This window comes from Stappia sp. 28M-7 (assembly GCF_014252955.1).
In the GTDB taxonomy this organism is placed as follows: domain Bacteria; phylum Pseudomonadota; class Alphaproteobacteria; order Rhizobiales; family Stappiaceae; genus Stappia.
The window spans coordinates 3,987,924-4,007,726 of sequence record NZ_JACMIA010000001.1 but is presented as its reverse complement, the minus strand read 5'-3'; the positions used below and the strand labels follow the sequence as shown (position 1 = coordinate 4,007,726).

At 63.0% G+C, this 19,803-nt stretch carries 20 protein-coding genes and 1 pseudogene; 10 read left to right on the top strand and 11 right to left on the bottom strand.

Annotation, left to right across the window (positions count from 1 at the left end; genetic code table 11):
• Window position 1: 1 nt before the first annotated feature.
• Entirely contained in the window at window positions 2-874 is an 873-nt protein-coding gene (serB, locus tag H7H34_RS18030; protein WP_185926011.1) for a phosphoserine phosphatase SerB, read from the bottom strand.
• 436 nt (window positions 875-1,310) lie between these two features.
• Between serB and H7H34_RS18025 the strand changes: the two genes are divergently transcribed.
• The 7 genes from H7H34_RS18025 (at window position 1,311) to H7H34_RS17995 (ending at window position 9,214) form a co-directional block, all read left to right on the top strand.
• Window positions 1,311-2,321 carry an amino acid ABC transporter substrate-binding protein gene (locus tag H7H34_RS18025; protein ID WP_185926594.1) on the top strand — a complete coding sequence of 337 codons (1,011 nt, stop codon included), beginning with the start codon at window positions 1,311-1,313 and terminating at the stop codon, window positions 2,319-2,321.
• Between the two features lie 80 nt (window positions 2,322-2,401).
• Complete coding sequence (locus tag H7H34_RS18020) at window positions 2,402-3,574, top strand: amino acid ABC transporter permease (RefSeq protein WP_209006247.1); 1,173 nt, start codon at window positions 2,402-2,404, stop codon at window positions 3,572-3,574.
• Between the two features lie 3 nt (window positions 3,575-3,577).
• A complete protein-coding gene (locus H7H34_RS18015) occupies window positions 3,578-4,693 on the top strand; it encodes an amino acid ABC transporter permease (protein WP_245165116.1) in 1,116 nt (371 codons plus the stop codon).
• A 22-nt stretch (window positions 4,694-4,715) separates the two neighbouring features.
• A complete protein-coding gene (locus H7H34_RS18010; protein WP_185926010.1) occupies window positions 4,716-5,486 on the top strand; it encodes an amino acid ABC transporter ATP-binding protein in 771 nt (256 codons plus the stop codon).
• Between the two features lie 60 nt (window positions 5,487-5,546).
• Window positions 5,547-7,169 (top strand): Na/Pi cotransporter family protein, encoded by a 1,623-nt coding sequence (locus tag H7H34_RS18005; protein WP_185926009.1) that lies wholly within the window; start codon window positions 5,547-5,549, stop codon window positions 7,167-7,169.
• Window positions 7,169-8,539, top strand: coding sequence for an L-serine ammonia-lyase (locus H7H34_RS18000; RefSeq protein WP_185926008.1), 1,371 nt, complete (start codon window positions 7,169-7,171; stop codon window positions 8,537-8,539). Before H7H34_RS18005 ends, H7H34_RS18000 begins: the two co-directional genes overlap by 1 nt.
• Before the next feature lie 30 nt (window positions 8,540-8,569).
• Complete coding sequence (locus H7H34_RS17995) at window positions 8,570-9,214, top strand: response regulator (RefSeq protein WP_185926007.1); 645 nt, start codon at window positions 8,570-8,572, stop codon at window positions 9,212-9,214.
• Between the two features lie 175 nt (window positions 9,215-9,389).
• On the opposite strand, the gene H7H34_RS17990 is transcribed toward H7H34_RS17995, so the two are convergent.
• The gene (locus tag H7H34_RS17990; protein WP_185926006.1) at window positions 9,390-9,662 is read right to left on the bottom strand and encodes a transposase; all 273 of its coding nucleotides are present in this window, start codon (window positions 9,660-9,662) and stop codon (window positions 9,390-9,392) included.
• Window positions 9,663-9,723: 61 nt separating this feature from the next.
• Between H7H34_RS17990 and H7H34_RS23775 the strand changes: the two are divergent.
• A pseudogene (locus H7H34_RS23775) lies at window positions 9,724-9,807 on the top strand (transposase); the annotation flags it as partial.
• Between the two features lie 85 nt (window positions 9,808-9,892).
• Here the strand turns inward: H7H34_RS23775 and H7H34_RS17985 are convergent.
• The 3 genes from H7H34_RS17985 to H7H34_RS17975 all read right to left on the bottom strand — a co-directional run bounded on the left by H7H34_RS17985 (window position 9,893) and on the right by H7H34_RS17975 (window position 12,172).
• On the bottom strand, window positions 9,893-10,483 hold the full coding sequence (locus H7H34_RS17985; protein ID WP_185926005.1) for a flavin reductase family protein: 591 nt from the start codon (window positions 10,481-10,483) through the stop codon (window positions 9,893-9,895).
• Entirely contained in the window at window positions 10,480-11,268 is a 789-nt protein-coding gene (locus tag H7H34_RS17980) for an alpha/beta fold hydrolase (RefSeq protein ID WP_185926004.1), read from the bottom strand. Before H7H34_RS17980 ends, H7H34_RS17985 begins: the two co-directional genes overlap by 4 nt.
• A 148-nt stretch (window positions 11,269-11,416) precedes the next feature.
• Complete coding sequence (locus tag H7H34_RS17975) at window positions 11,417-12,172, bottom strand: LuxR C-terminal-related transcriptional regulator (RefSeq protein WP_185926003.1); 756 nt, start codon at window positions 12,170-12,172, stop codon at window positions 11,417-11,419.
• A gap of 196 nt (window positions 12,173-12,368) precedes the next feature.
• Between H7H34_RS17975 and H7H34_RS17970 the strand changes: the two genes are divergently transcribed.
• The gene (locus tag H7H34_RS17970) at window positions 12,369-13,601 is read left to right on the top strand and encodes an acyl-CoA dehydrogenase family protein (RefSeq protein ID WP_185926002.1); all 1,233 of its coding nucleotides are present in this window, start codon (window positions 12,369-12,371) and stop codon (window positions 13,599-13,601) included.
• Window positions 13,602-13,636: 35 nt separating this feature from the next.
• Window positions 13,637-14,074: a cupin domain-containing protein gene (locus H7H34_RS17965; RefSeq protein ID WP_185926001.1), complete on the top strand. Its 438-nt coding sequence runs from the start codon at window positions 13,637-13,639 to the stop codon at window positions 14,072-14,074.
• A 375-nt stretch (window positions 14,075-14,449) separates the two neighbouring features.
• Here H7H34_RS17965 and H7H34_RS17960 read toward each other — a convergent pair whose 3' ends face one another.
• The 6 genes from H7H34_RS17960 to H7H34_RS17935 are packed head-to-tail and all read right to left on the bottom strand — an operon-like array spanning window position 14,450 to window position 19,571.
• A complete protein-coding gene (locus tag H7H34_RS17960; RefSeq protein WP_185926000.1) occupies window positions 14,450-15,943 on the bottom strand; it encodes a tripartite tricarboxylate transporter permease in 1,494 nt (497 codons plus the stop codon).
• Window positions 15,944-15,947: 4 nt separating this feature from the next.
• Window positions 15,948-16,388 (bottom strand): tripartite tricarboxylate transporter TctB family protein, encoded by a 441-nt coding sequence (locus H7H34_RS17955; RefSeq protein ID WP_185925999.1) that lies wholly within the window; start codon window positions 16,386-16,388, stop codon window positions 15,948-15,950.
• 21 nt (window positions 16,389-16,409) lie between these two features.
• Window positions 16,410-17,096 (bottom strand): GntR family transcriptional regulator, encoded by a 687-nt coding sequence (locus H7H34_RS17950; RefSeq protein WP_185925998.1) that lies wholly within the window; start codon window positions 17,094-17,096, stop codon window positions 16,410-16,412.
• A gap of 1 nt (window position 17,097) precedes the next feature.
• A complete protein-coding gene (locus tag H7H34_RS17945) occupies window positions 17,098-17,967 on the bottom strand; it encodes an alpha/beta fold hydrolase (RefSeq protein WP_185925997.1) in 870 nt (289 codons plus the stop codon).
• A 17-nt stretch (window positions 17,968-17,984) separates the two neighbouring features.
• Window positions 17,985-18,575, bottom strand: coding sequence for an amino acid synthesis family protein (locus tag H7H34_RS17940; protein ID WP_120269471.1), 591 nt, complete (start codon window positions 18,573-18,575; stop codon window positions 17,985-17,987).
• A gap of 21 nt (window positions 18,576-18,596) precedes the next feature.
• On the bottom strand, window positions 18,597-19,571 hold the full coding sequence (locus H7H34_RS17935) for a Bug family tripartite tricarboxylate transporter substrate binding protein (protein ID WP_185925996.1): 975 nt from the start codon (window positions 19,569-19,571) through the stop codon (window positions 18,597-18,599).
• Window positions 19,572-19,803 lie beyond the last annotated feature (232 nt).

The following is a 19,803-nucleotide window of genomic DNA, read 5'->3' as shown; positions in this document are numbered from 1 at the left end:
CCTAGTTGGAGATTTCGCTTTCGCGATAACCTTGCGCGAAGAGCAGTGCGGTCAGGTCGCCATGGACGATGTTGAAGTCCGCCAGGTCGCGCAGCACCGGTTTACCACGGTAGCTCGCCGGGAGGCCGGCGATTTTCAGCATTTCCATGTCATTGGCGCCATCGCCGACGGCACAGGCGCTCTCGGCCGGGAGGCCGAGAGCGCTGCAGGTCCTTTCCAGAACCTCGCGCTTGGTGGCGGCTGTGCAGATCGGTGGGAGAAGCTGGCCGGTCAGCATGCCGTCCCGGACCTCCGGCCTGTTGGCGACGACCTCGTCGAAGCCACAGGCATCCCTGACCTTCTCGGCAAACATGTCATAGCCTCCGGTGACGAGAACGGTCCGTGCTCCCGCGTTCTTCATGCTTGTGACCAGACGTTGCGCGCCCGGGGTGAAACGCATCCGCTCGCAAAGCCTCTCCAGCAGGCTTTCGGGCGTTCCGGCGAACAGTGCCGTTCTGGCCGCAAGCGATCGGCCGAAGTCGATCTTGCCGTTCATGGCCAGGCTGGTGATGTTGGCGACCGCGTCGCCAAGGTCCAGTTCCTCGGCCAACAGGTCCAGCATTTCATCCAGGATGATCGTCGCCTCCATGTCGGCGACGAGCACCGCCTTCTTCTCGATCGGCTTGCGTGTGACGAAGAGATCGATTTCCGCGGACAAGGCAAGGTTCCTGGCCTTCTCGATGCAGGTCGCGTCCAGCGGTCTCCCGGTCCGGTACAGGGCGGCACGCCCGGCCGAAAGCCATTCGAACTGATGCGTTCCAGTGATGGCTCCGATGCCTTCGAACGCTGATACACCCCCTGCCGGGTTTCCGACAGCAACCAGATTTATCGACACAGTTGATCCCTCGGTTCTGGGCGGTTGCGAGTTCGCGCCGGACGGCCTCGTGTGGCAAGTCGCGTGGTTCAATGCGGGCCGTGTCGGTGGAATGCGCTGCCTCACCGGCAGCTTGTATCAATGTCGCACCGTGTTCCATTCGGCATGACGGCCGAGGGGCGGAGGCGGCAGGTGTTCGCCAACCCCCTGTCAGCTCATTGATTTCAAAACCAGAAAATCTCCCATCCCTCGAAAGGACTAGTCCCGTGGGCCGAGCCCGGCGCCGGGTCCGGGCCGGTATCTGCCGAGGCTCGGTCTGACGGCGGATATCCCGAACGGCGTCGCCATCACTAAGGTTTTCAATCAAGGCGAGAGAAAAATCGCGAAGTCTGACTGTCTATACGGGAAGGTTGCCGATTTTTTCTTTTTGAATGGAAGTCAAGTGGAGGAGAAAGAAATGAAAATCAGGATTACGACTTTGGCGGCGCTTGCCGTTGCTGCGTCTGCCGGCATGGCTCAGGCCGGTACACTTGAGAAGGTGCGCAGCGCCGGCGTGCTGGCATGCGGTGTCAGCGAGGGTGTTCCGGGCTTCTCGAACCCGAACTCCGAGGGCAGGTGGGAAGGTCTCGACGCCGACATCTGCCGTGCCGTTGCCGCCGCCGTTCTCGGCGATGCCGGCGCGGTCCGTTTCGTTCCGTTGTCCTCCAAGCAGAAGGTCCTCGCGGTTTCGAGCGGGCAGGTTGAGATGACCTCCCGTACCACCACGTGGACGATGAAGCGCGACGGTGCCGAGGGGGTCGACTTCACCCAGGTCATCTTCTTCGACGGCCAGGGTTTCATGGTTCGCGCCGAGTCGGGCATCACCTCGGCGAAGGAGCTGGATGGCGGAACGGTCTGCGTGACGACGGGGACGACGACCGAGCTGAATCTGGCCGACTTCGCGCGCGCCCAGAATATTCAGGTCGAGGCGGTCGTGTTCGACGGCAAGCGGGAAGCGGTCGAGGCCTATATGACCGACCGGTGCGACGCCCTCACCACCGATGCAAGCCAACTGGCCTCGTTCCGCATTAGCTTTTCCAATCCGAGTGCCCACACCATCCTGCCGAACCTGATCTCCAAGGAGCCGCTGGCCCCGCTCGTCGCCCATGGCGACAACAACTGGAAGGACATCGTGTCCTGGACGATCTACGGCCTGATTGCGGCGGAAGAGCTCGGGATCACCTCCGCCAACGTCGATGACATGGCGGCGAATTCCGCGAATCCAGACGTCCAGCGCCTGCTCGGCAGTTCGGTCGACTCCGGCAACTTCGTCGGTCTTGGCGCCACATGGATGAAGGACGCGATCGCGGCGGTCGGCAACTACGGCGAAATCTTTGATCGCAACCTGACCAGGCCGCTCGGCCTCGAGCGCGGCCTGAACGCCCAATGGAAGGATGGCGGGCTGATGTACGCCATGCCGATCCGCTAGGCGCAGCAGGACGTGATCACGGACAAAGCATGTCCTTGGACGTGCTTTGTCCAGCCTGGCCCACTCCGATGGAAGTTGTGATGTCCTTCAAATCCAAGACCAGATCGACCGCGTGGGGCGGGCAGAGCATGGGAGCCGTCCTGGTTCAGGCTGCCGTGCTCGGACTTGTCCTAAGCGGCGTATATGTTCTTTTCCAGAACACCCAGGCAAACCTGCAGGACCGCGGTATCGAGAGCGGATTTGCTTTCCTCGGTCATGAGGCCGGCCTGCCGATCGGCGACAGCCTGATCGAGTACGATCCGACACGGAGCTACGGTTACGCGTTTCTGGTTGGCATTCTCAATACGCTGCTCGTTTCCGCCATTGCGATCATTCTGAGTACGATACTTGGAATACTGATCGGCGTTGCGCGCGTCTCGTCGAACTGGCTGCTGGCGAAAATGGCGGCGATCTATGTCGAGGCGCTACGAAACATTCCTTTGTTGCTGACCTTGATATTCGTCTACACGGTGGTCATCGGATCCTTGCCGCATCCCCGAGACCCGATTTCGCCGATGGACGGGGTATATCTGACCAAGCGCGGCGTTTTCGTTCCGCGTCCTGTCGTCGAGGACGGCTTTCAGATCTTCCTGCTCGCAACGGTGATTGCCGCAGCGATGGCCGCAAGTTTCTGGATCTGGGCCCGCAACCACAAGAGAACGACCGGAAGGTCCGTCCCCGGCTTTCTCGGCGGTCTGGCCCTTTTCACAGCGATCACGACCCTGGCCTTCTTTGCAAGCGGCTCCCCTGTGGGGGTCGAGGTACCCGCCTATCGCGGGCTCAACTTCGCCGGAGGACTGACGCTCAAGCCCGAGTTCGTGTCGCTCGTGACCGGCCTGGTCCTCTACACCGCCGCCTATATCGGCGAGAACGTGCGCAGCGGCATCGCCTCCGTGCATCCGGGCCAGATCGAAGCAGCCAATGCCTTGGGCGTTTCGAGCGGGATCGTGACGCGCCTGATCATGCTGCCCCAGGCCCTCAGGGTGACCATTCCAGCAACCACCAACGACTATGCGAGCCTCGTCAAGAACAGCTCGCTCGCAGTGGCCATCGGCTTTCCCGACATGGTGTCGATCGGCGGAACGATCATCGGCCAGAACGGACAGGCCATCGAGATCATCGCGATGTGGATGGCAGTCTACCTGACGATCAACCTTCTGATCTCGGTTGCAATGAACTTTTTGAACTCCCGCGTCCAGATCGTCGAAAGGTGAAGTATGGCCTATGCAATGCATTCGACATCCGCTGAAACCTTTCGGCCGCTCGCCGCGCGGCCCGCGCCCGGAAACAACACGGGTGCCATCAGGTGGCTGCAGGCAAATCTGTTCGGGGGATGGTTCAACAGCACTATCTCGCTTGTCCTGATCGGGTTGGTGCTTTGGTTGCTGCCGGCCGTTTCCGGTTGGCTGCTGCTTGACGCGACCTTCGCCGGAGACGCGGAAACGTGCCGGCAGAGCGCGGGAGCCTGCTGGCCGTTCATCGTCGACAAGCTTCCCGTGCTGATGGTCGGTGTCTATCCGCAGGAGTTGATCTGGCGGCCCGGTCTGGCCGGCCTGGCGCTCGTGGTTCTGGCGTGGTTGACCTACACGAACCGCCTGAACGGCCCCATGCTGATCCTTTCCTGGCTGGTGCTGCCGCTTTTCGCCCTGGTCATGATCGGCGGCGCATTCGGTATGGTGGAAGTGGAGCAGTCGCTCTGGGGCGGGCTGATGCTGAGCATCCTGCTGGCGCTCGTGGGCGTGATCGTCTCCATTCCGCTCGGCGTTCTTCTGGCGCTCGGGCGTTACTACGGCTCTCCGCTGATCAAGGCGCTGTGCGTTGGTTTCATCGAGCTTGTCCGCGGCGTTCCTCTGATCACGATCCTCTTCATGGCCTCGGTGATGTTGCCGATGTTCATGCCGCCGGAAATGGTCATCAACAACCTGATGCGTATCCAGATCGGCATGATCCTCTTCTCGGCAGCCTATATGGCCGAGGTGGTCCGGGGCGGACTGCAGGCCATTCCGAAAGGGCAGACCGAGGCGTCCCTGGCTCTTGGCGTTTCGCCGGCCCGCACCGTCGCGTTCGTCGTCGTGCCGCAGGCCCTGCGACATGTCCTTCCTCCTTTGATCGGGCGTTGCATCGCCCTGTTCAAGGACACGTCGCTTGTGATCATCGTCGGGCTGCTCGACTTCCTCGGCATGATCAAGAACGCGGCTTTCGATCCCGAATGGCTCGGTTTCCAGACGGAAGCCTATGTCTTCGCAGCCTTTGTGTACTGGCTGATTTGCTACAACCTAAGCTTGTATGGCCGCGCGCTCGAAACCCGCGGGGCCGGCGGCGCCCGTCGCTGAGCAGCATTCCCAGGAGGTATCCATGACCATCAGGATCGACAGCCAGATCACCGAAGATGCGCCCGTCATCGAAATGCAGCGGGTGAACAAGTGGTACGGCAGTTTTCACGTTCTCAAGGACGTGTCGCTCTCGGTGAAGAAGGGCGAGCGGATCGTGATCTGCGGACCGTCCGGATCGGGCAAGTCCACGCTGATCCGTTGCATCAACCATTTGGAAGAACATCAGGAAGGAACGATCACCGTCAACGGGACGGTGCTGGACGACAAGCTGAAGAACATCACGAGCATTCGCCGCGAAGTCGGGATGGTGTTCCAGCAGTTCAACCTGTTTCCGCACATGACGATCCTGGACAATCTCTGTTTTGCGCCTGTCTGGGCTCGCAACATGCCCCGCAAGGAGGCGGAGGCAACCGCCTGCATGTATCTCGAGCGGGTGGGGATTTCGGAGCAGAGGGACAAGTATCCGGGGCAACTCTCCGGTGGCCAGCAGCAGCGTGTCGCGATTGCCCGGTCGTTGTGCATGAGCCCGTCCGTGATGCTGTTCGACGAGCCGACCTCGGCGCTTGATCCCGAGATGATCAAGGAGGTTCTGGACGTGATGATCGAGCTGGCGGAGACCGGGATGACGATGATCTGCGTCACCCACGAGATGTCCTTCGCCCGCTCGGTGGCGGATCGCGTCATTTTCATGGATGGCGGCGAGATCGTCGAGGAAAACACGCCCGATCTCTTCTTCGACGATCCGAAGATCGACAGAACCCGAAAGTTCCTGAGCCAGATCCTGTCCCACTAATCGCCCGACCGGTCCGAACGGCGCACCGCTCAGGCGGGGGCACTGTCGTGGGCGGTCCGGATGTCACTGGAGGGCACTTCGATTTCCAGCACTGCAATTCTCGTTCAGATCGTCGGTTCGGTGGCCCTCATGCTTTGGGGCATTCGCCTGATCCGAACCGGCATCCTGCGGGCTTTCGGCGCATCGCTTCGTCATGCCCTGGCGGAGGTCACCGGCAACCGGTTCATGTCCTTCGGTGTCGGTGCGCTCATAACCGTTCTGGTCCAGAGCAGCACCGCCACCGCGATGATCATCGCATCGCTTGCGGCAAAGGGGATGATCGCGGCCCCCGCCGCCCTGGCGGTCATGCTCGGCGCGGATGTCGGGACGTCGATCGCTGCACAGATCCTGTCCTTCGACCTGTCGGTTGCGTCCTATGTCCTGGTTTTCGTCGGCTTCTTCGCGCATTCCCAATGCACCGATCATGTCAGGCGCCAGATCGGCCGCTGCCTGCTAGGACTGGGGCTGGTGCTGCTGGCGCTGTCGCTGGTCCGGGTCTCGTCCGCACCCTTGCGTGACTCCGCCCTGCTGGTCCAGATGCTGACGACGCTCGGGAACGAGCCGCTGTTGACCCTGTTCATTGTCGCCGTGTTGACCTGGCTCGTGCATTCGAGCCTGGCTGTAGTCCTGCTGACGACATCGCTGTTTGTCGCCGATGTCGTCCCCGTCGAAATGGGAATGCTGATGGTGCTTGGCGCCAATATCGGCGGGACGGTTCCCCCGATCATCGCGACGTTGAACGCAAGCGTCGCGGGACGGCGCGTCGCCATCGGTAACGCCGCGTTCAAGCTGAGCGTTTGCCTGCTGGCGGTTCCGTTCCTGGATGTCCTGAAGGACGCTTTCGCGCACTACATGGACACGGCGGGCGCGCTGGTGAATTTCCACACCGGCCTCAACGTCGTCGTCGCCCTCTTGTTCCTTCCCTGGGTCGGCGTCTTTGCGCGGCTGTTCGAGAGACTGATCCCGGACACCGTTCAACCGGAAGACGGACCGGCCACGCGCTATCTCGACCGAGGCTTGCTCGATTCCCCGTCCCTGGCTCTCGCCAGTGCATCGCGCGAACTGAACCGGATTCCCGACCAGATCGACGACTCGCTGTTGGCGCTGACGGCGGCGATCAGGACCGACGATCTTGCCGGCGTTGCCGTGGCGAAGCAGAACCACGCGAAGATTTCCTCGACGCTGGACTCTCTCAAATTCTATCTGAGCGAAGTCACGCGTGGTGAGATCTCGGAAGACGACAGCAATCGCGCGATGAACATCATGCTCTTGTCGGCGAACATGAGGCACGTCTCCGAGCTCGTCTTGAATGCGATGGTCCTGTGCGAGGCACGCATCCGGGACCAGGCCCGCTTTTCCGAAGAGGGAAAGAGAGAGCTCCTGTCGTTGCTCGACATCATCCAGCAAGGTCTCCGGCTGACGCTGGTCGCGGCCCTGCAGGGGGATACGCAGATCAAGAAGAACATAAACCGGCAGAGGAAAGAGCTTGACCGGCTGGTCGAGGCGAGCTGGCAGGAGCACTTTCGCCGCCTCAGCAACAAGAACCCGTCCTCTGTCACGACGTCAGCACTGCACGGCGATCTTCTTCGGGATTTTACACGGATTTTCTATCACATTCATGCGGCATCGAAAGTGAGCCTGTGATGTACATCTCGGTTTTCGACATCTTCAAGATCGGGATCGGACCCTCGTCGTCTCACACAATGGGCCCCATGATCGCGGCCAACCGTTTTGCCGCCGAACTTGCGGAGCGGGATGTCCACGCCCCTATCATCCGGGTCACCCTTCTCGGTTCGCTCGCCTTCACCGGGCGCGGACACGCGTCCGACAAGGCGGCCGTTTGGGGGCTTTGCGGCCTGACGCCGGAAGATTTCGATCATTCGATCGCGGAAGGAATCTGGCGCGACATATCGGCCGGTGGGCGCGGCGCTCATCCCCAGGTGGGAGTTTTCGACATCGATCCCGGGGCCGGGGTCGTGTTCGACACCGTTACAAGGCCGCGCTGGCATCCCAACACGCTGACATTCGAGGCAGTGACACAGGACGGCGCCGCGGTTCTTTCCCGCTCCTATGTCTCGATCGGTGGAGGAAGCATCGTTGCCGAGGAAGACGGACCGGACTTGCGGGGCGGTTCGGTGACGGATGCGCGATGCGACGTTCCACTACCGTTCGGGAACAGTGCCCAATTGCTGAACATCTGTTCGGAGCTGGGCGTTGGGATTTCGGACGTGATGTACAGGAACGAACGGGCCCTGCATCGCGACCGGGATATCCCGGGTGGCCTGGATCGCATCCGCGACGAGATGATGGCCTGCATTTCGCGCGGTGCCGCCGGCGCGGGCATTCTGCCTGGAGGGTTGCAGGTCCGTAGCCGCGCACAGGCGCTCTTCAAGGCTCTGGAAGACGACGAGGCCGCGCCCTTCCGGGCACAGGACCGCTTGCTCGCCTACGCACTGGCGGTCAACGAAGAGAATGCCAGGGGGGGCCGGGTGGTGACCGCACCGACCAACGGTGCAGCCGGGATCGTGCCTGCCGTGCTGCGCTTCTGGCTGGACGAGACGCCTTCGGAGCGCCATTCCCTCGGGCGCGACTATCTGCTCACGGCGGCCGCGATCGGAGCGATCATCAAGCGGAACGCGTCGGTGAGCGGCGCTGACCTTGGATGCCAGGCCGAGGTTGGGAGCGCGGCGGCCATGGCTGCTGCCGGCTACGCTGCCGTTTGCGGTGGAACTCCGAGGCAGGTCGAGAATGCCGCCGAGATCGCGCTTGAGCATCATCTGGGGCTCGCCTGCGATCCGGTGATGGGGCTCGTTCAGGTTCCCTGCATCGAGCGCAACGGTCTCGGCGCGATCAAGGCGGTTGCCGCAGCGCGCCTCGCACTGAAGGGAGACGGCGACCATATCGTGCCGCTGGACGCCTGCATCGAGGCGATGCGGAACATTGGTAACGATATGCATGAGCGCTATAAGGAGACCTCGCAGGGCGGATTGGCCCTCTTCGTCACGGGATGTTGACAGCGCCCTTGGCCGGGCGGATTGGATGCTATGGTCAAGATACTCATCGTCGACGATCACTCGGTTATTCGCTCGGGCATGAAGGCCTTGCTGGAACTCGAAATCGACGGCGCTTCGGTCGTCGCAGCAGCGTCCGTTGCGGAGGCATTGCATGAACTGGAGGTTTCCAGGCCCTTCGACCTTGTGCTACTCGATCTCAAGCTGCCGGATTCGAACGGTTTTCAAGGGTTCACCCGCCTAAAGCAGGCGGATCCGGCGATGTCGATTGCGCTGATTTCGGGCGAGGAGGACCGTGAGACCGTCAACCGCGCGCGCGCCGAAGGGGTCGACGGGTTCATTCCTAAGACCGCCGATCCCCGGGTGATCGTTAACGTGGTCGAGTTGCTGCTGACCGGTGAGGTCTTTTTCCCGCGTGTCCTGTTCGATGGTGAGGCCGCGTCGTCCGAATGCAGTCCGAGGATGGTGACGCGTCCGGAACGGCTCGACCTCACGAAGCGTCAGGCCGACGTTTACAGGCTCATCGTCGCCGGACTTTCGAACAAAGAGATTGCCCGGGATCTCGATCTGACCGAAAGCACTGTCAAAACGCATGTTGCCGCCATTCTGCAAAAAGCAGGCGCCAACTCCCGCGGAAAGCTTATCGCCCATGCGAGGGACATGACGGTGAAGCAGTGAAGCGGCCGGGCTTGGCAGTTGGCACCTTGTGGCCGATCGTCCCGCAGCTTCGCCTTCACGCGCCGACGGGGCTTGCAGTGATAGCTCGACGTGTCGAACTCCAGAACCCGGCAGGCCCGCCGGACCGACGCGTTCCACCCACCTCATTGTCTGCGCCACCAGCTCGCGTTTGCGATCAGGCCCACAGTTTTCGGCAGATCACGTCCTGCAGCATCTCTTTGTCGAGGGACAGGTCGGCGACCAGCTTCCGCAGGTTGCCGTTCTCGTCCTCCAGATGCTTCAGGCGCTTCATCTCTGTCGGCAGAAGGACGTAGTATTTCTTCTTCCGTTTGAAGTAGTTATCCTGGATTTCCCCCGTAAAGCGGCAGATCTTCGCGACAGAAATCCCGTCGTCTCCCCGCTGGGAAACGGACCTCTTCTGCGCGTCAGGCAACTTTGATGCTTTCATCGTTTTCCACTCTCACCAGCCAAAGGATGTTACTGCGGAAAACTCCAGTTTCGAACGACCCATTTTTCAGGGGGCGGAGCAACAGAGGGCGGATCTGTGTCGCAAGCACGGCATCAGCAGTGCGACCTTCTACAAGTGGAAGGCAAGTGTGGCAGCCCCGGCGCGGAAGGTGTCCTGCCGCAATCGCGAGCGGCACGGTCGGACGATCGGCTTGCGTCGCGTCCTGGAGGTCAGAACCAGGCGTCCTCGGCTCCTGCTGCGACCGTGGAAAGGCGTACAGGATCGGTCTGCAAGCGATGCCAGCGTCGGTCCATGTAGACAAGGGTGTCCTGGGTCGAGGCATGGCCTTCTTCCGTGGGCGCGCTTTCCAGAAGTTCGGCGGCCAGCAGGGTCGCCCCGTCCAGGGTAAGCCGGCCCAGAACACGTGCCCGGAACCAGGTTCGAACCTCGCGGTAGCGCGGCTCCCCGGTGGCCAGCCGCTCCCAATCCATCTCCGGGCCGAAGCGGTCCGCTCCCGGAGCGGCGACCGTCTTGACCAGATCGAGGTTGGAGAACCGTAACAAGTGTACCACGACCGTATCCGCGCTCAGCAGCGCTGCGCCGGAGCCCGACCGGCCCGAGACCGAAAAGGCGACGATCGGCGGCTCTGCGTTGACCGAGATCAGGGAACTTACGGTCAGCGCAACGGGGCCAGAACCCGGATCGGCGGTCACGATGGCGACACCCGCAGGATGTCCGCGGAACGCATTGCGGAATGCCGCCGAAAGGAGAGCCGGTCCGCTTTCGGCGGGGTGTGTGAGGGAGAAGGACGGCTGGGTCACGGTGCGAGAAAATCTCCGATACGGCGCATGGTTTCCGCCTTTTCATGCGCGACGAGGTGGCCGGCATCCTCCACGAGCAGGGACTGCGCATGAGGAAGCGCATCGCACCAGAGCGGCAACTGGGAGGCGGGCAGAAGGCGGTCTTTGCTACCCCAGACGACAAGGGCGGGACATGTGATGCGTGCAAGCATCCTGCGAAGGTTGGGGTGGCCGAAGCCCAGGGGCGCAGCGACCCTGCCGACGAGATCGCCCTCGCGGGCACGTTCCGCAGCGAAGGCGGAAGCTGCGTCCGGGTCGGATCCGTCGGGGAAGTACCGCGCTGCGACCGCCGGATCATGCGAGAGGTACGCGGGAAGTTCTGCCGGCGGAATGGTGGGGATCGGGGTCATGGGATGCGCCGGGTCGTTCAATCCCGCTGGAGCTATCAGAACGATGCGGTCGAATTTCTCGCGCGCCACGGCCGCGAGCTCCGCCGCAAGCCAGCCTCCCATGGAAAAGCCCACAAGATGGGGCCGGACCTCGAGATCGAGAGTGTCGAGCAGATCGAGGTAATGGATCACCAAGTCGGTCATGCCGGCAACGTGATCCGCCGACCCGGACCGTCCCATGCCTGGATGATGCGGACAAATGACCTTGAAGCGGTCGGCAAGCCCGTCAACGAAGTCGAAGCCCTCGAGAGTGGAGGCGCCGTGCAGAAAGATCACCGGGTGCCCTTGTCCGACGTGTTGGACATGGGTTGGTACACCGCCCACCAGGAGCGTCTGTTCCTCGAATTTTACAGTCATGCGGAAGTGTCCTTTTTATCGGTTTTGGAAGGCGAGGCTGTCCGTTCACCCTGCGGGGAGCAGGGCGTGACAGCCATTCTGCAGGGATGGATCTCGCTTCGGATTTCAGGCGCGATAACCAGCGCGGGATCCATCGCGAAGTCTGGCGTCAGGCATCGGGGTGGCGCGGTGCGAAACTGCCTGCCTGTGCGATCAGGGCCCCGAGCTGCGTGCGGTTGCGCACACTGAAACGCCGGCAGAGGATCGCGACATATTCCTTTACAGTGTGCTCGGAGAGGCCCAGTTCGCGCGCGACGGCCTTGTTGGATAAGCCCTGCCGGACGAGTATGGCTACCTCGGCTTGCCTTTGCGGTAATCGCAAGTCGGGCTCCGTCTGGCCGACCGTGGGGAGAAGCCGTGGAAGGGCGACGGAGGCGGCCCGGCACAGAAGCGCCATGTCCTGCTTCATGCGTGCGGTATAGGGTCTGTCGTCACGATCCGTCGCGGTGTAGAGGACGCCAGCGACCTCCCCCTCATGCAACAGCGGGCCACACATGTTGGAACAAAGGCCCCACCCCCTTAGCAGTTCATAGGAGCGGCTCCGGCGCCAGCCGTGCGTGCCGTAGAAGCCGGGGCCGTCGAGGACATCGGGAGCTTCGCTAAGGCGCTCAAGGTAGGGATCGCTAACGCCAAGGCCGCTGCGATACTCTCCCAACAGACCCATGGGCACGTTCGTGCTGCCCAGAAGTTGGGGACGCCCGGCGACCACCAGATAAATCCCGACTACCCCGGATCCGGTGATATGGGCCAGGGCCGCGCCACAGGCTTCGCTGAGGTTCTGGGGGGTGGCTGCCTCGGCCACGGAAATCAAAAGGTCCGCGGTCGACCGCAGATTCGGGCCTGATGCATCCTCCGAAAAACTCATGGGCCTCCCTCCCATTTGTTCTGACGGCCGTCGGCGCGACTTGTCGCCGGCGCCAGTCGAAGGTTAGCCGCTACACGTTCGTGCCAACACCCCCCGGGTTAGGGGGATTGCGGGAAATCCGTTCGGCCGCCGAACCTCACAGGGAGGATCAGCCGGAACCCCGGCATGATCACGCCTGTGGAGGAGTTTGAGGAACATGAGTGCAGTGAAACCGGGCCTGTCGGAGGGCCCCGATCTGGCGACGCTTGCCGCCAATCTGGAACAGATCCTGCCCCTGGTGGAGGAGCGGGCGCCGGAGGCCGAAGCTCAGGGCAGCCTGACCGATGACGTGGTGGCGGCGCTACGCAAGTCCGGCATCTACACGATGCTGTTTCCCCGGGAGGTCGGTGGTTCAGACGTCAGCCTGGCCGACGCAATGCCGCTGATCGAGAAGCTGTCCCATGCCCATGCTTCCGCCGGCTGGTGCGCCAATGTGAACAACATGGAGGGTGCGACCATGGCCCTCTACATTCCCGACAGCGGCATCGAACGCGTTTTCGCGAACGGCGTGGACGTGACGGTCGCGGGAAACGGGGTGCCGCGCGGGTTCGCCCGGAAAGTGGCGGGGGGGTACGAGATCTGGGGCAACTGGGCCTTTGGAAGCGGTATCTGCCATGCGGAGTGGATCCATACCGGCGGCTTTCTTGTCGACGACGAGAAGCAGATGATCTTCGGTCCGACCGGCAGCCCCCGTGTCGTTCTCGTACATCATCCGCGCAGCACGATCCGGCTTAAGGGCGAGTGGGATGTTTTGGGTCTGAAGGCGACAGGCAGCTACGACTACGAGGTGGCTGAGGGTGAGACGATCTTCGTTCCGGACGAACTGGTCTACGACTTCGACAATGCAGTTCCCTTGCGCGGTGGGCCGCAGGGGCAGCTGGGCCTCGCAGGTTATAGCGCTTGGGCTCATTCAAGTTGGGCGCTGGGGGTCGGACGGCGCATGCTCGACGAACTCGTAAAGGTCGCGCGCAACCGCCGCGACGCGTTCGGCAAGACCGTGGACAGCGCGAGCTTCAAGTATCAGCTGGCTCTGGTCGAGGCACGCTATCGTGCTGCGCGCGCCTATGCACACGAGACCTGGCGCGGGATCTGCCTCGGACTGGAGCAGGGCGGAACGGTGACCCAGGATCAGATGACCGATGCCAAGCTCGTGTTGCGTCACGTTCATGACGTGGTTTCCGACGTTGCCACCTTCGCCCATCGCTCCGCGCGCAGCGCCTCGCTCTACAACACGGTCATGCAACGGTGCTACCGCGACATCCACTCCGGCACCCAGCACATCCTGATGGCCGATCAGATCATCGAGGAATGCGGCCGGCAGATCCTCGGCGCGACGGACCCTGAAGCCAAGTGGACTGTCTTCGGCGTCGCTGACGGCGGAAAAGTATGATGCGAGCACTCCCCACTTTTCAAGGAAAGTAGCCAATGATCGATGAAATTGCCGGTATCACGCGCGCCGACGAGGCGCGGGGACAAACCGTCTGGCACATACTGGGCCAGACCTACACACTGAAGCAGGTGAGCGAGAGTTCGATCGCTTGGCATGCCTTGTTTCCGGCAGGAACCTTCGTGCCTCCTCACGTGCACCACACGCAAGAAGAATACATTTACGTCCTGACAGGACGTTACAACCTGTTGCTGGACGGCCAGGAGCAGATTGCCGAACCGGGGGACCTCGTGCGCATGCCGCGGGGAATGCCGCACGGTATCTTCAACAAGACAGACGCCGACGCGACGAGCCTGTTCTGGGCCTCGCCGACCAGCAAGCTCGAGCAGCTTTTCCGGAACATCGATAGGGTTCCCGACCCGGCGGACGTGGTGCGCATTTGCGCCGACTTCGACGTGGATTTCCTCCCCCTGTAGCGCTGGTGCAGTCAAAAAAGAAAACCGTGGACGGCGGCCACATTACGCAAGGGTCGCGGCGTGGCCGCCGTCTTCATTTCAATCAGGGTTTCCAGTTAACCTCATCCGGCTGATGTCTTTACTCTATGCGCCTCGAGGTCTCTCACGTCCGGTATGTGATTATATCTCAATCTTTAAGCAGCAAGCACACCTACGCTGCCGGAAGCCGGGAGAACAGCCGGGGTCTGTCGCGTGTATCCGGTGGGTGAGGGGGACGGTAGCGGTCAGCCGCTACCGGCTTTCCCGGCAGACTTCCAGTGTGCAGCCCCGGGTCTTCTGGGTAGGTGCCAGCGGCATTTGGTGCGGCTTGGCGCCGGCGTCGCTGGGCGTGCCATCTCAGCTGCCCAGGTCGTCGCCCGCCTGGGCCGGCGCGTTCCGCTTCAGCAGCGCCCAGAGCAGGATTGCCAGCGTGAGCAGCATCAGTACGGCAGTGGCGGGACGCGAGAACATCTCGATATAGCTGCCGCGATGGATCAGCAGCGCCCGGCGCAGGTTCTCTTCCAGCATGGGGCCGAGAATAAAGCCGATGAGCAGGGGCGCCGGCGAATAGTCGAAGAGCCGCAACAGGAAGCCTACGAAGCCGAACCCTAGGACCAGCCACACGGCGAAGGCGCTGTTGGTGAGCGTGTAGACGCCGGCGCAGATGAGCGCCACGATCACCGGATACATCATCGAATAGGGGATGCGCAGGAGCCAGAGCCAGATGCCGACCAGCGGCAGGTTCAGGCCCAGCAGGATGATGTTGCCGAGCCAGAAGCTCGCGATCAGCCCCCAGAACATTTCGGGCTGTTCGAAGATGAACTTGGGGCCGGGCGAAATGCCGTGGATCATCAGCGCGCCAAGCATGATCGCCATGGTGGGGCTGCCGGGAATGCCGAGCGACAGGGTCGGAATGAAGGCGGTCTGCACGGCCGCGTTGTTGGCGGCCTCGGGCGAGGAGATGCCTTCGATCGCGCCCTTGCCGAACCGGTGGGGCGTCCGGCTTATGCGCTTCTCGATCGCATAGCCGATCAGCGAGGCGATCGTCGGTCCGGCGCCCGGCAGCGGGCCGACCACGCTGCCGACACCCGTTCCGCGCACCATCGGGAACAGCGTTTTCAGGAATTCCGGCCGGCTCGGGATCATCGAGCGGAAGGTTACCTTGGGCATCGGCCCGCGGGCCTTCTGGGCGCGGATCGCGAAGATGACCTCGCCGACGCCGAATGTGCCGAGGGCCAGTGCCACCAGGCTGACGCCGTCGAAGAGTTCCGGAACGCCGAAGGTGAAGCGATAGTCGCCGCTGTTCACGTCGATGCCGACGGTGCCGAGCAGCGCGCCGAGAAGCACCATCGCGATGCCCTTCATTGGCGGACCGTCGGAGATCGTCGCCGCCATGATGATGCTCAGCAGCAGGATCGCAGCATATTCTGAAGGGCCGACGGCCACGGCCAGTCGGCTGATGATCGGCGAGAGGAAGGTCAGCAGCAGGATACCGACGGTTCCTCCGAAGAAGGACACATAGGTGGTGACGGTAAGCGCCACGCCCGCCTTTCCGTTCTGGGCCATCGGATAGCCATCGAGGCAGGTGATGGCGTTCGACGAGGTGCCCGGCAGGTTGAGCATGATGGAGGCGGTCGAGCCGCCATATTCGGCGCCGTAATAGATCCCCGACAGGAAGACCAGTGCCGTCGTCGGGTCGAGATAGAAGGAGACCGGCATCAGCAGCGAGATTGCCGACAGCGCTCCGACGCCGGGCAGCACGCCGATCAGGGTTCCAAGGAAAACTCCCGCGAAGCAATAGACCACGGAGGTCAGCGTCAGCGAGGCGAAGCCGAGCGTGAACAACTCCATCGGATCACACCTTGATCAAAGCTGCGGGGGAATTCAGCCCGATCACGAAGACGAGCCAGACGAGAACGCAGGAGAAGAGGACGATGCCGATGGTTCGTCGCAACCCGACGTCGCGGTCGGCCAGGCACGCGAGCAGGCCCGAGATGCCAAGGGCCGGAAACAGGCCGAAGCGGCCGATGGTCAGCGCAAAGCTCGCGACGCTGAGCGCGATCAGAATCAACTCGCGCCAGGGAATGTGCACAGGCGTTGCCGATGCGCGCAGGCCGCCGATGCCGATCACCGCGCCGAGCAACACCAATGCCCCGCCGATCAGCAACGGAAAATAGCCGGACCCCATGCGCGCCGCGCTGCCGATGCCGTAGTCGAGGGCGCGGTAGGCGGCTGCGGCTCCGATCAAGGCGAGCAGGAACCCGCTCACGGCGTCACGATTGAGCTTCGGCTGCATGGCGTCGGTGTCCTTGCGGGATTAGGGGGCGGTAGGGGCCGGCATTGCAGCCCTTGCCTGGGCGCGGGCGTTGCGAATGTGCGTGATTGCGGCCTGCTGGGCGCCGGGAACGTCCCTGGCGCGGATGCATGACAGGATGTCCCGCATCTCCTTCAGGCTTTCCTTCGGTCGGCCGGGCCGGGACATGGAGCGCGAGCGCAGCAGGTTCACCCGGGCAAGAAGGCCGCGCAGGATGTCGGCGAGGATGTCGTTGGTGCAGCCCTGGAACATCACCTCGTAGAAGGTGGTGGTGGCCAGGATCAGCTGAGCCGGATTGAGTCCCTCGGATGAAGCTTGCTCGAATTCCACGAGTGCCTCGTCCATCTGCTCCAGCTGCTCGCCGGTTGCAGCAAGCGCGAAGAGGCGGACGACTTCCGGTTCGATCAGCTCGCGCACGTCGTAGATCCGCTCGGCCTCCTCTGGGCCGAGCTTCACAACGATCGGCCCCCGGTTGGGGCGCACCTCGACGAGCCGCTCCGCCTCCAGCTGGCGAAGCGCTTCGCGAACCGGCGTACGGGAGGCGTCGAGATGGGAGCACAGCTCGGCCTCTGACAGGCGCTGGCCGGGAACGAACACGCCCGTGATGATGTCGGCGCGAAGGGCATTGGTGACGCGCTCGCGCACACTGGCCCCGCGGACGCGCGCGGGATTGCTGGCCTTGGTATCCATCTTATCTCCGTCCGGCTCCTCTCGCCCCGATGACGCGGTCGAGGAACGCACCGACCACGGCGTTGAAGCTTACCGGATTGTCGTCGTGCACGTAGTGGCCGGCACCTTCAATCTCCTGGGCCGCCACGCGCGGATTCGTCTCGCACATCCGCTGCACGCGTGCTGCATCGAGATAGTCGGACTTGGCGCCGCGCAGGACCAGGACGGGGCAGGCGAGGCTGGACAGGGCAGGCCAGAGGTTCGGGTTCGGGCGGACGCTCGCCTGCTTGATCCGGCACTCCCCGATCCCGCGCTGGTCGTGGCGCCAGACGATCTTGCCGCCTACGGTCTTCATCGAGTTGGCCACACGCGATTCGATCGCCGCCTCGGTCACGTTGGGCCGGATCGACCGCCAGAAGGCGCGGGCCTCGTCCAGGCTTGTGAAGGAGAGCGGCGTCGTTTGCAGCTCCTTCAGGATCCGCTCGATGCCAGCGCTGCCATCGGCTTCCGGCCCGCTGTCCTCAAGGATCAGCGATGCAAACCGGTCGGCATGGGTGAGTGCATAGGCCAGCGCGTTGATACCGCCCATCGAGTGGCCGAGAACATGAACCGTCTCGGCGCCCAGATGATCGATGAGGGCGCCAAGGTCAGCTGCGTACTGATCGGCAAAGTAGTTTTTTGCCGGGTCCCAGTCCGTTTCCCCCCGGCCGCGCTGGTCGGGCGCCACCACGTAGAAGCTATCCGCGAGGGTTTCCGCGAGCCCGGCAAAGGTTCGGCCGTAGCTGCGCAAACCGTGCAGGCAGATCAGCATCGGACGGCCGGGATCACCCCAGGTGAGATAGTGAAATCGCAGCCCGTTGAGCTGAACGAAATTGGAGTGCTCCCGGTCCATCTTGTCGGCTCCGTAGCTTATTCGGCCGCGAGCGGTGCGGCCTCGGGTCCGCCGAGGCGGGCGTGGATGCGTCCGCGCGTCGCAACGGCGAAAACCACCACCACCTCGTCGGCATTGGGCGCATCGTCGAAATGGGCGCTCACCGTGTCGTAGTAGGCGCGCGCAAACAGTTCGCCGGCGTGGGCGAGCGGGACATCGATCAGGGCGCCCGGTCCGCTGCGCTTGCCGGTGGAGGGGATCCACTCCTTCGCACCCGGAAGCACCTGGCGGATCGGAGTGGCGAAGCGGGCGGTGATGAACGCGTTGCCGTGCTCGTATTCACCCGCGCTGCCGACGACGCAGGCCTTGCCGTAGCTTTCGGCCTGCGCGCCGCCGAGGGCGGCGAGGATGCGCCGGGCAAATTCCTCTCCCAGCTTGTCGCTGCCATCGATGATCTCGCTCAGATCTTCGCTGAACCGGCCCGCATAGGGGTTCCTGATCGCGGCTGCGATCAGGATCTTGCGCAAGGGGGAGCCGTCGTCCGACTGATAGGTCTCGTTGGCAAGAACTTCCTGTTCCTGGATGTACCAACGGCGGATCCGGTAGTCGGCGATGTTGTCTCGACGCATCGTGTCGGTGACCTTTTCGGTTTACTTGGAGATGTCGATATTGGTGGTGGCGAGGATGTGCTTCACCAGCGCCACGGAGGCGTCGCGCTTCTTCTCCAGCTCTTCCGGAGAACTGCCCTGCGCCGTGACGCCGAGCTTGGCGAATTCATCCTGCGCTTCCGGCTGGTCGAGGACCGAGCGGACAGCCTTGGACACCTGGGCGCGGATCTCCGCCGGCACTCCCGCCGGGGCGAAGATCCCGAACCAGCCGGCGTCGTCGAGGCTGTCATACCCCTCTTCGGCGAAGGTCGGGATGTCGGGGAACTGCGACAGGCGTCCGGCCGCGGCGACCGCAAGGCCGCGCATCGCCTCGTCCTGAAGCGAGGCAGTGAGCGCGGTCACCGTCAGGAAGGCGCTGTCGGTATGGCCACCGGTCACGTCGGCAACGGCCGGGGCCGACCCCTTGTAGGGCACGTGGATCATGTCAGCGCCGGCCTTGGAGGCGAAGAGCGTTCCCAGAAGGTGCGGCGTGGAGCCGACGCCGAAGGTGCCATAGGTGAGCGGGCGCTCTTTCGAGGCTTCCACATAGCCCTTGAGATCCGTGATCGGCGAGGAAGCGGGAACCACGAGAATGAGCGCACTGTTGGCGATGAGGCTCACCGGATCGAGGCCGGTCAGCATGTCGCCCATCTTGTCCTCGTGCAGGACCGGCGAGATCGCGTTGGTCGAGGATGTTCCGAACAGCAGCGTGTAGCCGTCGGCCGGCTGCGTCTTCACGTAGGCGCCGGCGACGGCACCACTGGCGCCGGGGCGGTTGTCGACAACCACCGGCGCGCCGAGCGCGGTCTCCAGCTTGCTCGAGACCAGCCGCGCCAGCAGGTCCGTTCCGCCACCGGGAGAAAAAGGCACGACGAGCGTGACCGGGCGGTCGGGATATCCCTCGGCCAGGACCGGCGTTGCCAGTCCGAGGGTTGCGGCGATGCAGCCTGCGGCCAGCACGAAATGTCGACGGTTCATGGTCCCCTCCTCTTAATACAAGATTGTATGATAATCACATCATACGTTTTGAATTTCAAGACCGATTTGCACGGCACTCCGCCTCTTCTTCGTGCGGTGCCTGCATCGAAAACGAGCACGCGTGCGGGAGGCGGGTGCGCATTGCGTTCCCGGTGATCTGAAAGCTGGGACGTTGTTTCAGGGGGATGAGGCGTTGCCAGAGGCGCCAGTTTGCTTGCGTTAAAGGATTGAA

What these genes read in the sequence shown, in the direction of transcription:
- H7H34_RS17935 (WP_185925996.1), bottom strand. Translation starts at nt 19,571, where the DNA reads ATGAACCGTCGACATTTCGTGCTGGCCGCAGGCTGCATCGCCGCAACC.
- H7H34_RS17955 (WP_185925999.1), bottom strand. Translation starts at nt 16,388, where the DNA reads ATGCAGCCGAAGCTCAATCGTGACGCCGTGAGCGGGTTCCTGCTCGCC.
- H7H34_RS17970 (WP_185926002.1), top strand. Translation starts at nt 12,369, where the DNA reads ATGAGTGCAGTGAAACCGGGCCTGTCGGAGGGCCCCGATCTGGCGACG.
- H7H34_RS17945 (WP_185925997.1), bottom strand. Translation starts at nt 17,967, where the DNA reads ATGGACCGGGAGCACTCCAATTTCGTTCAGCTCAACGGGCTGCGATTT.
- H7H34_RS17995 (WP_185926007.1), top strand. Translation starts at nt 8,570, where the DNA reads ATGGTCAAGATACTCATCGTCGACGATCACTCGGTTATTCGCTCGGGC.
- H7H34_RS17965 (WP_185926001.1), top strand. Translation starts at nt 13,637, where the DNA reads ATGATCGATGAAATTGCCGGTATCACGCGCGCCGACGAGGCGCGGGGA.
- H7H34_RS18010 (WP_185926010.1), top strand. Translation starts at nt 4,716, where the DNA reads ATGACCATCAGGATCGACAGCCAGATCACCGAAGATGCGCCCGTCATC.
- H7H34_RS18000 (WP_185926008.1), top strand. Translation starts at nt 7,169, where the DNA reads ATGTACATCTCGGTTTTCGACATCTTCAAGATCGGGATCGGACCCTCG.
- H7H34_RS17940 (WP_120269471.1), bottom strand. Translation starts at nt 18,575, where the DNA reads ATGCGTCGAGACAACATCGCCGACTACCGGATCCGCCGTTGGTACATC.
- H7H34_RS17990 (WP_185926006.1), bottom strand. Translation starts at nt 9,662, where the DNA reads ATGAAAGCATCAAAGTTGCCTGACGCGCAGAAGAGGTCCGTTTCCCAG.
- H7H34_RS18025 (WP_185926594.1), top strand. Translation starts at nt 1,311, where the DNA reads ATGAAAATCAGGATTACGACTTTGGCGGCGCTTGCCGTTGCTGCGTCT.
- H7H34_RS18020 (WP_209006247.1), top strand. Translation starts at nt 2,402, where the DNA reads ATGTCCTTCAAATCCAAGACCAGATCGACCGCGTGGGGCGGGCAGAGC.
- H7H34_RS18015 (WP_245165116.1), top strand. Translation starts at nt 3,578, where the DNA reads ATGGCCTATGCAATGCATTCGACATCCGCTGAAACCTTTCGGCCGCTC.
- H7H34_RS17960 (WP_185926000.1), bottom strand. Translation starts at nt 15,943, where the DNA reads ATGGAGTTGTTCACGCTCGGCTTCGCCTCGCTGACGCTGACCTCCGTG.
- H7H34_RS17980 (WP_185926004.1), bottom strand. Translation starts at nt 11,268, where the DNA reads ATGACTGTAAAATTCGAGGAACAGACGCTCCTGGTGGGCGGTGTACCA.
- H7H34_RS17975 (WP_185926003.1), bottom strand. Translation starts at nt 12,172, where the DNA reads ATGAGTTTTTCGGAGGATGCATCAGGCCCGAATCTGCGGTCGACCGCG.
- H7H34_RS18005 (WP_185926009.1), top strand. Translation starts at nt 5,547, where the DNA reads ATGTCACTGGAGGGCACTTCGATTTCCAGCACTGCAATTCTCGTTCAG.
- H7H34_RS17950 (WP_185925998.1), bottom strand. Translation starts at nt 17,096, where the DNA reads ATGGATACCAAGGCCAGCAATCCCGCGCGCGTCCGCGGGGCCAGTGTG.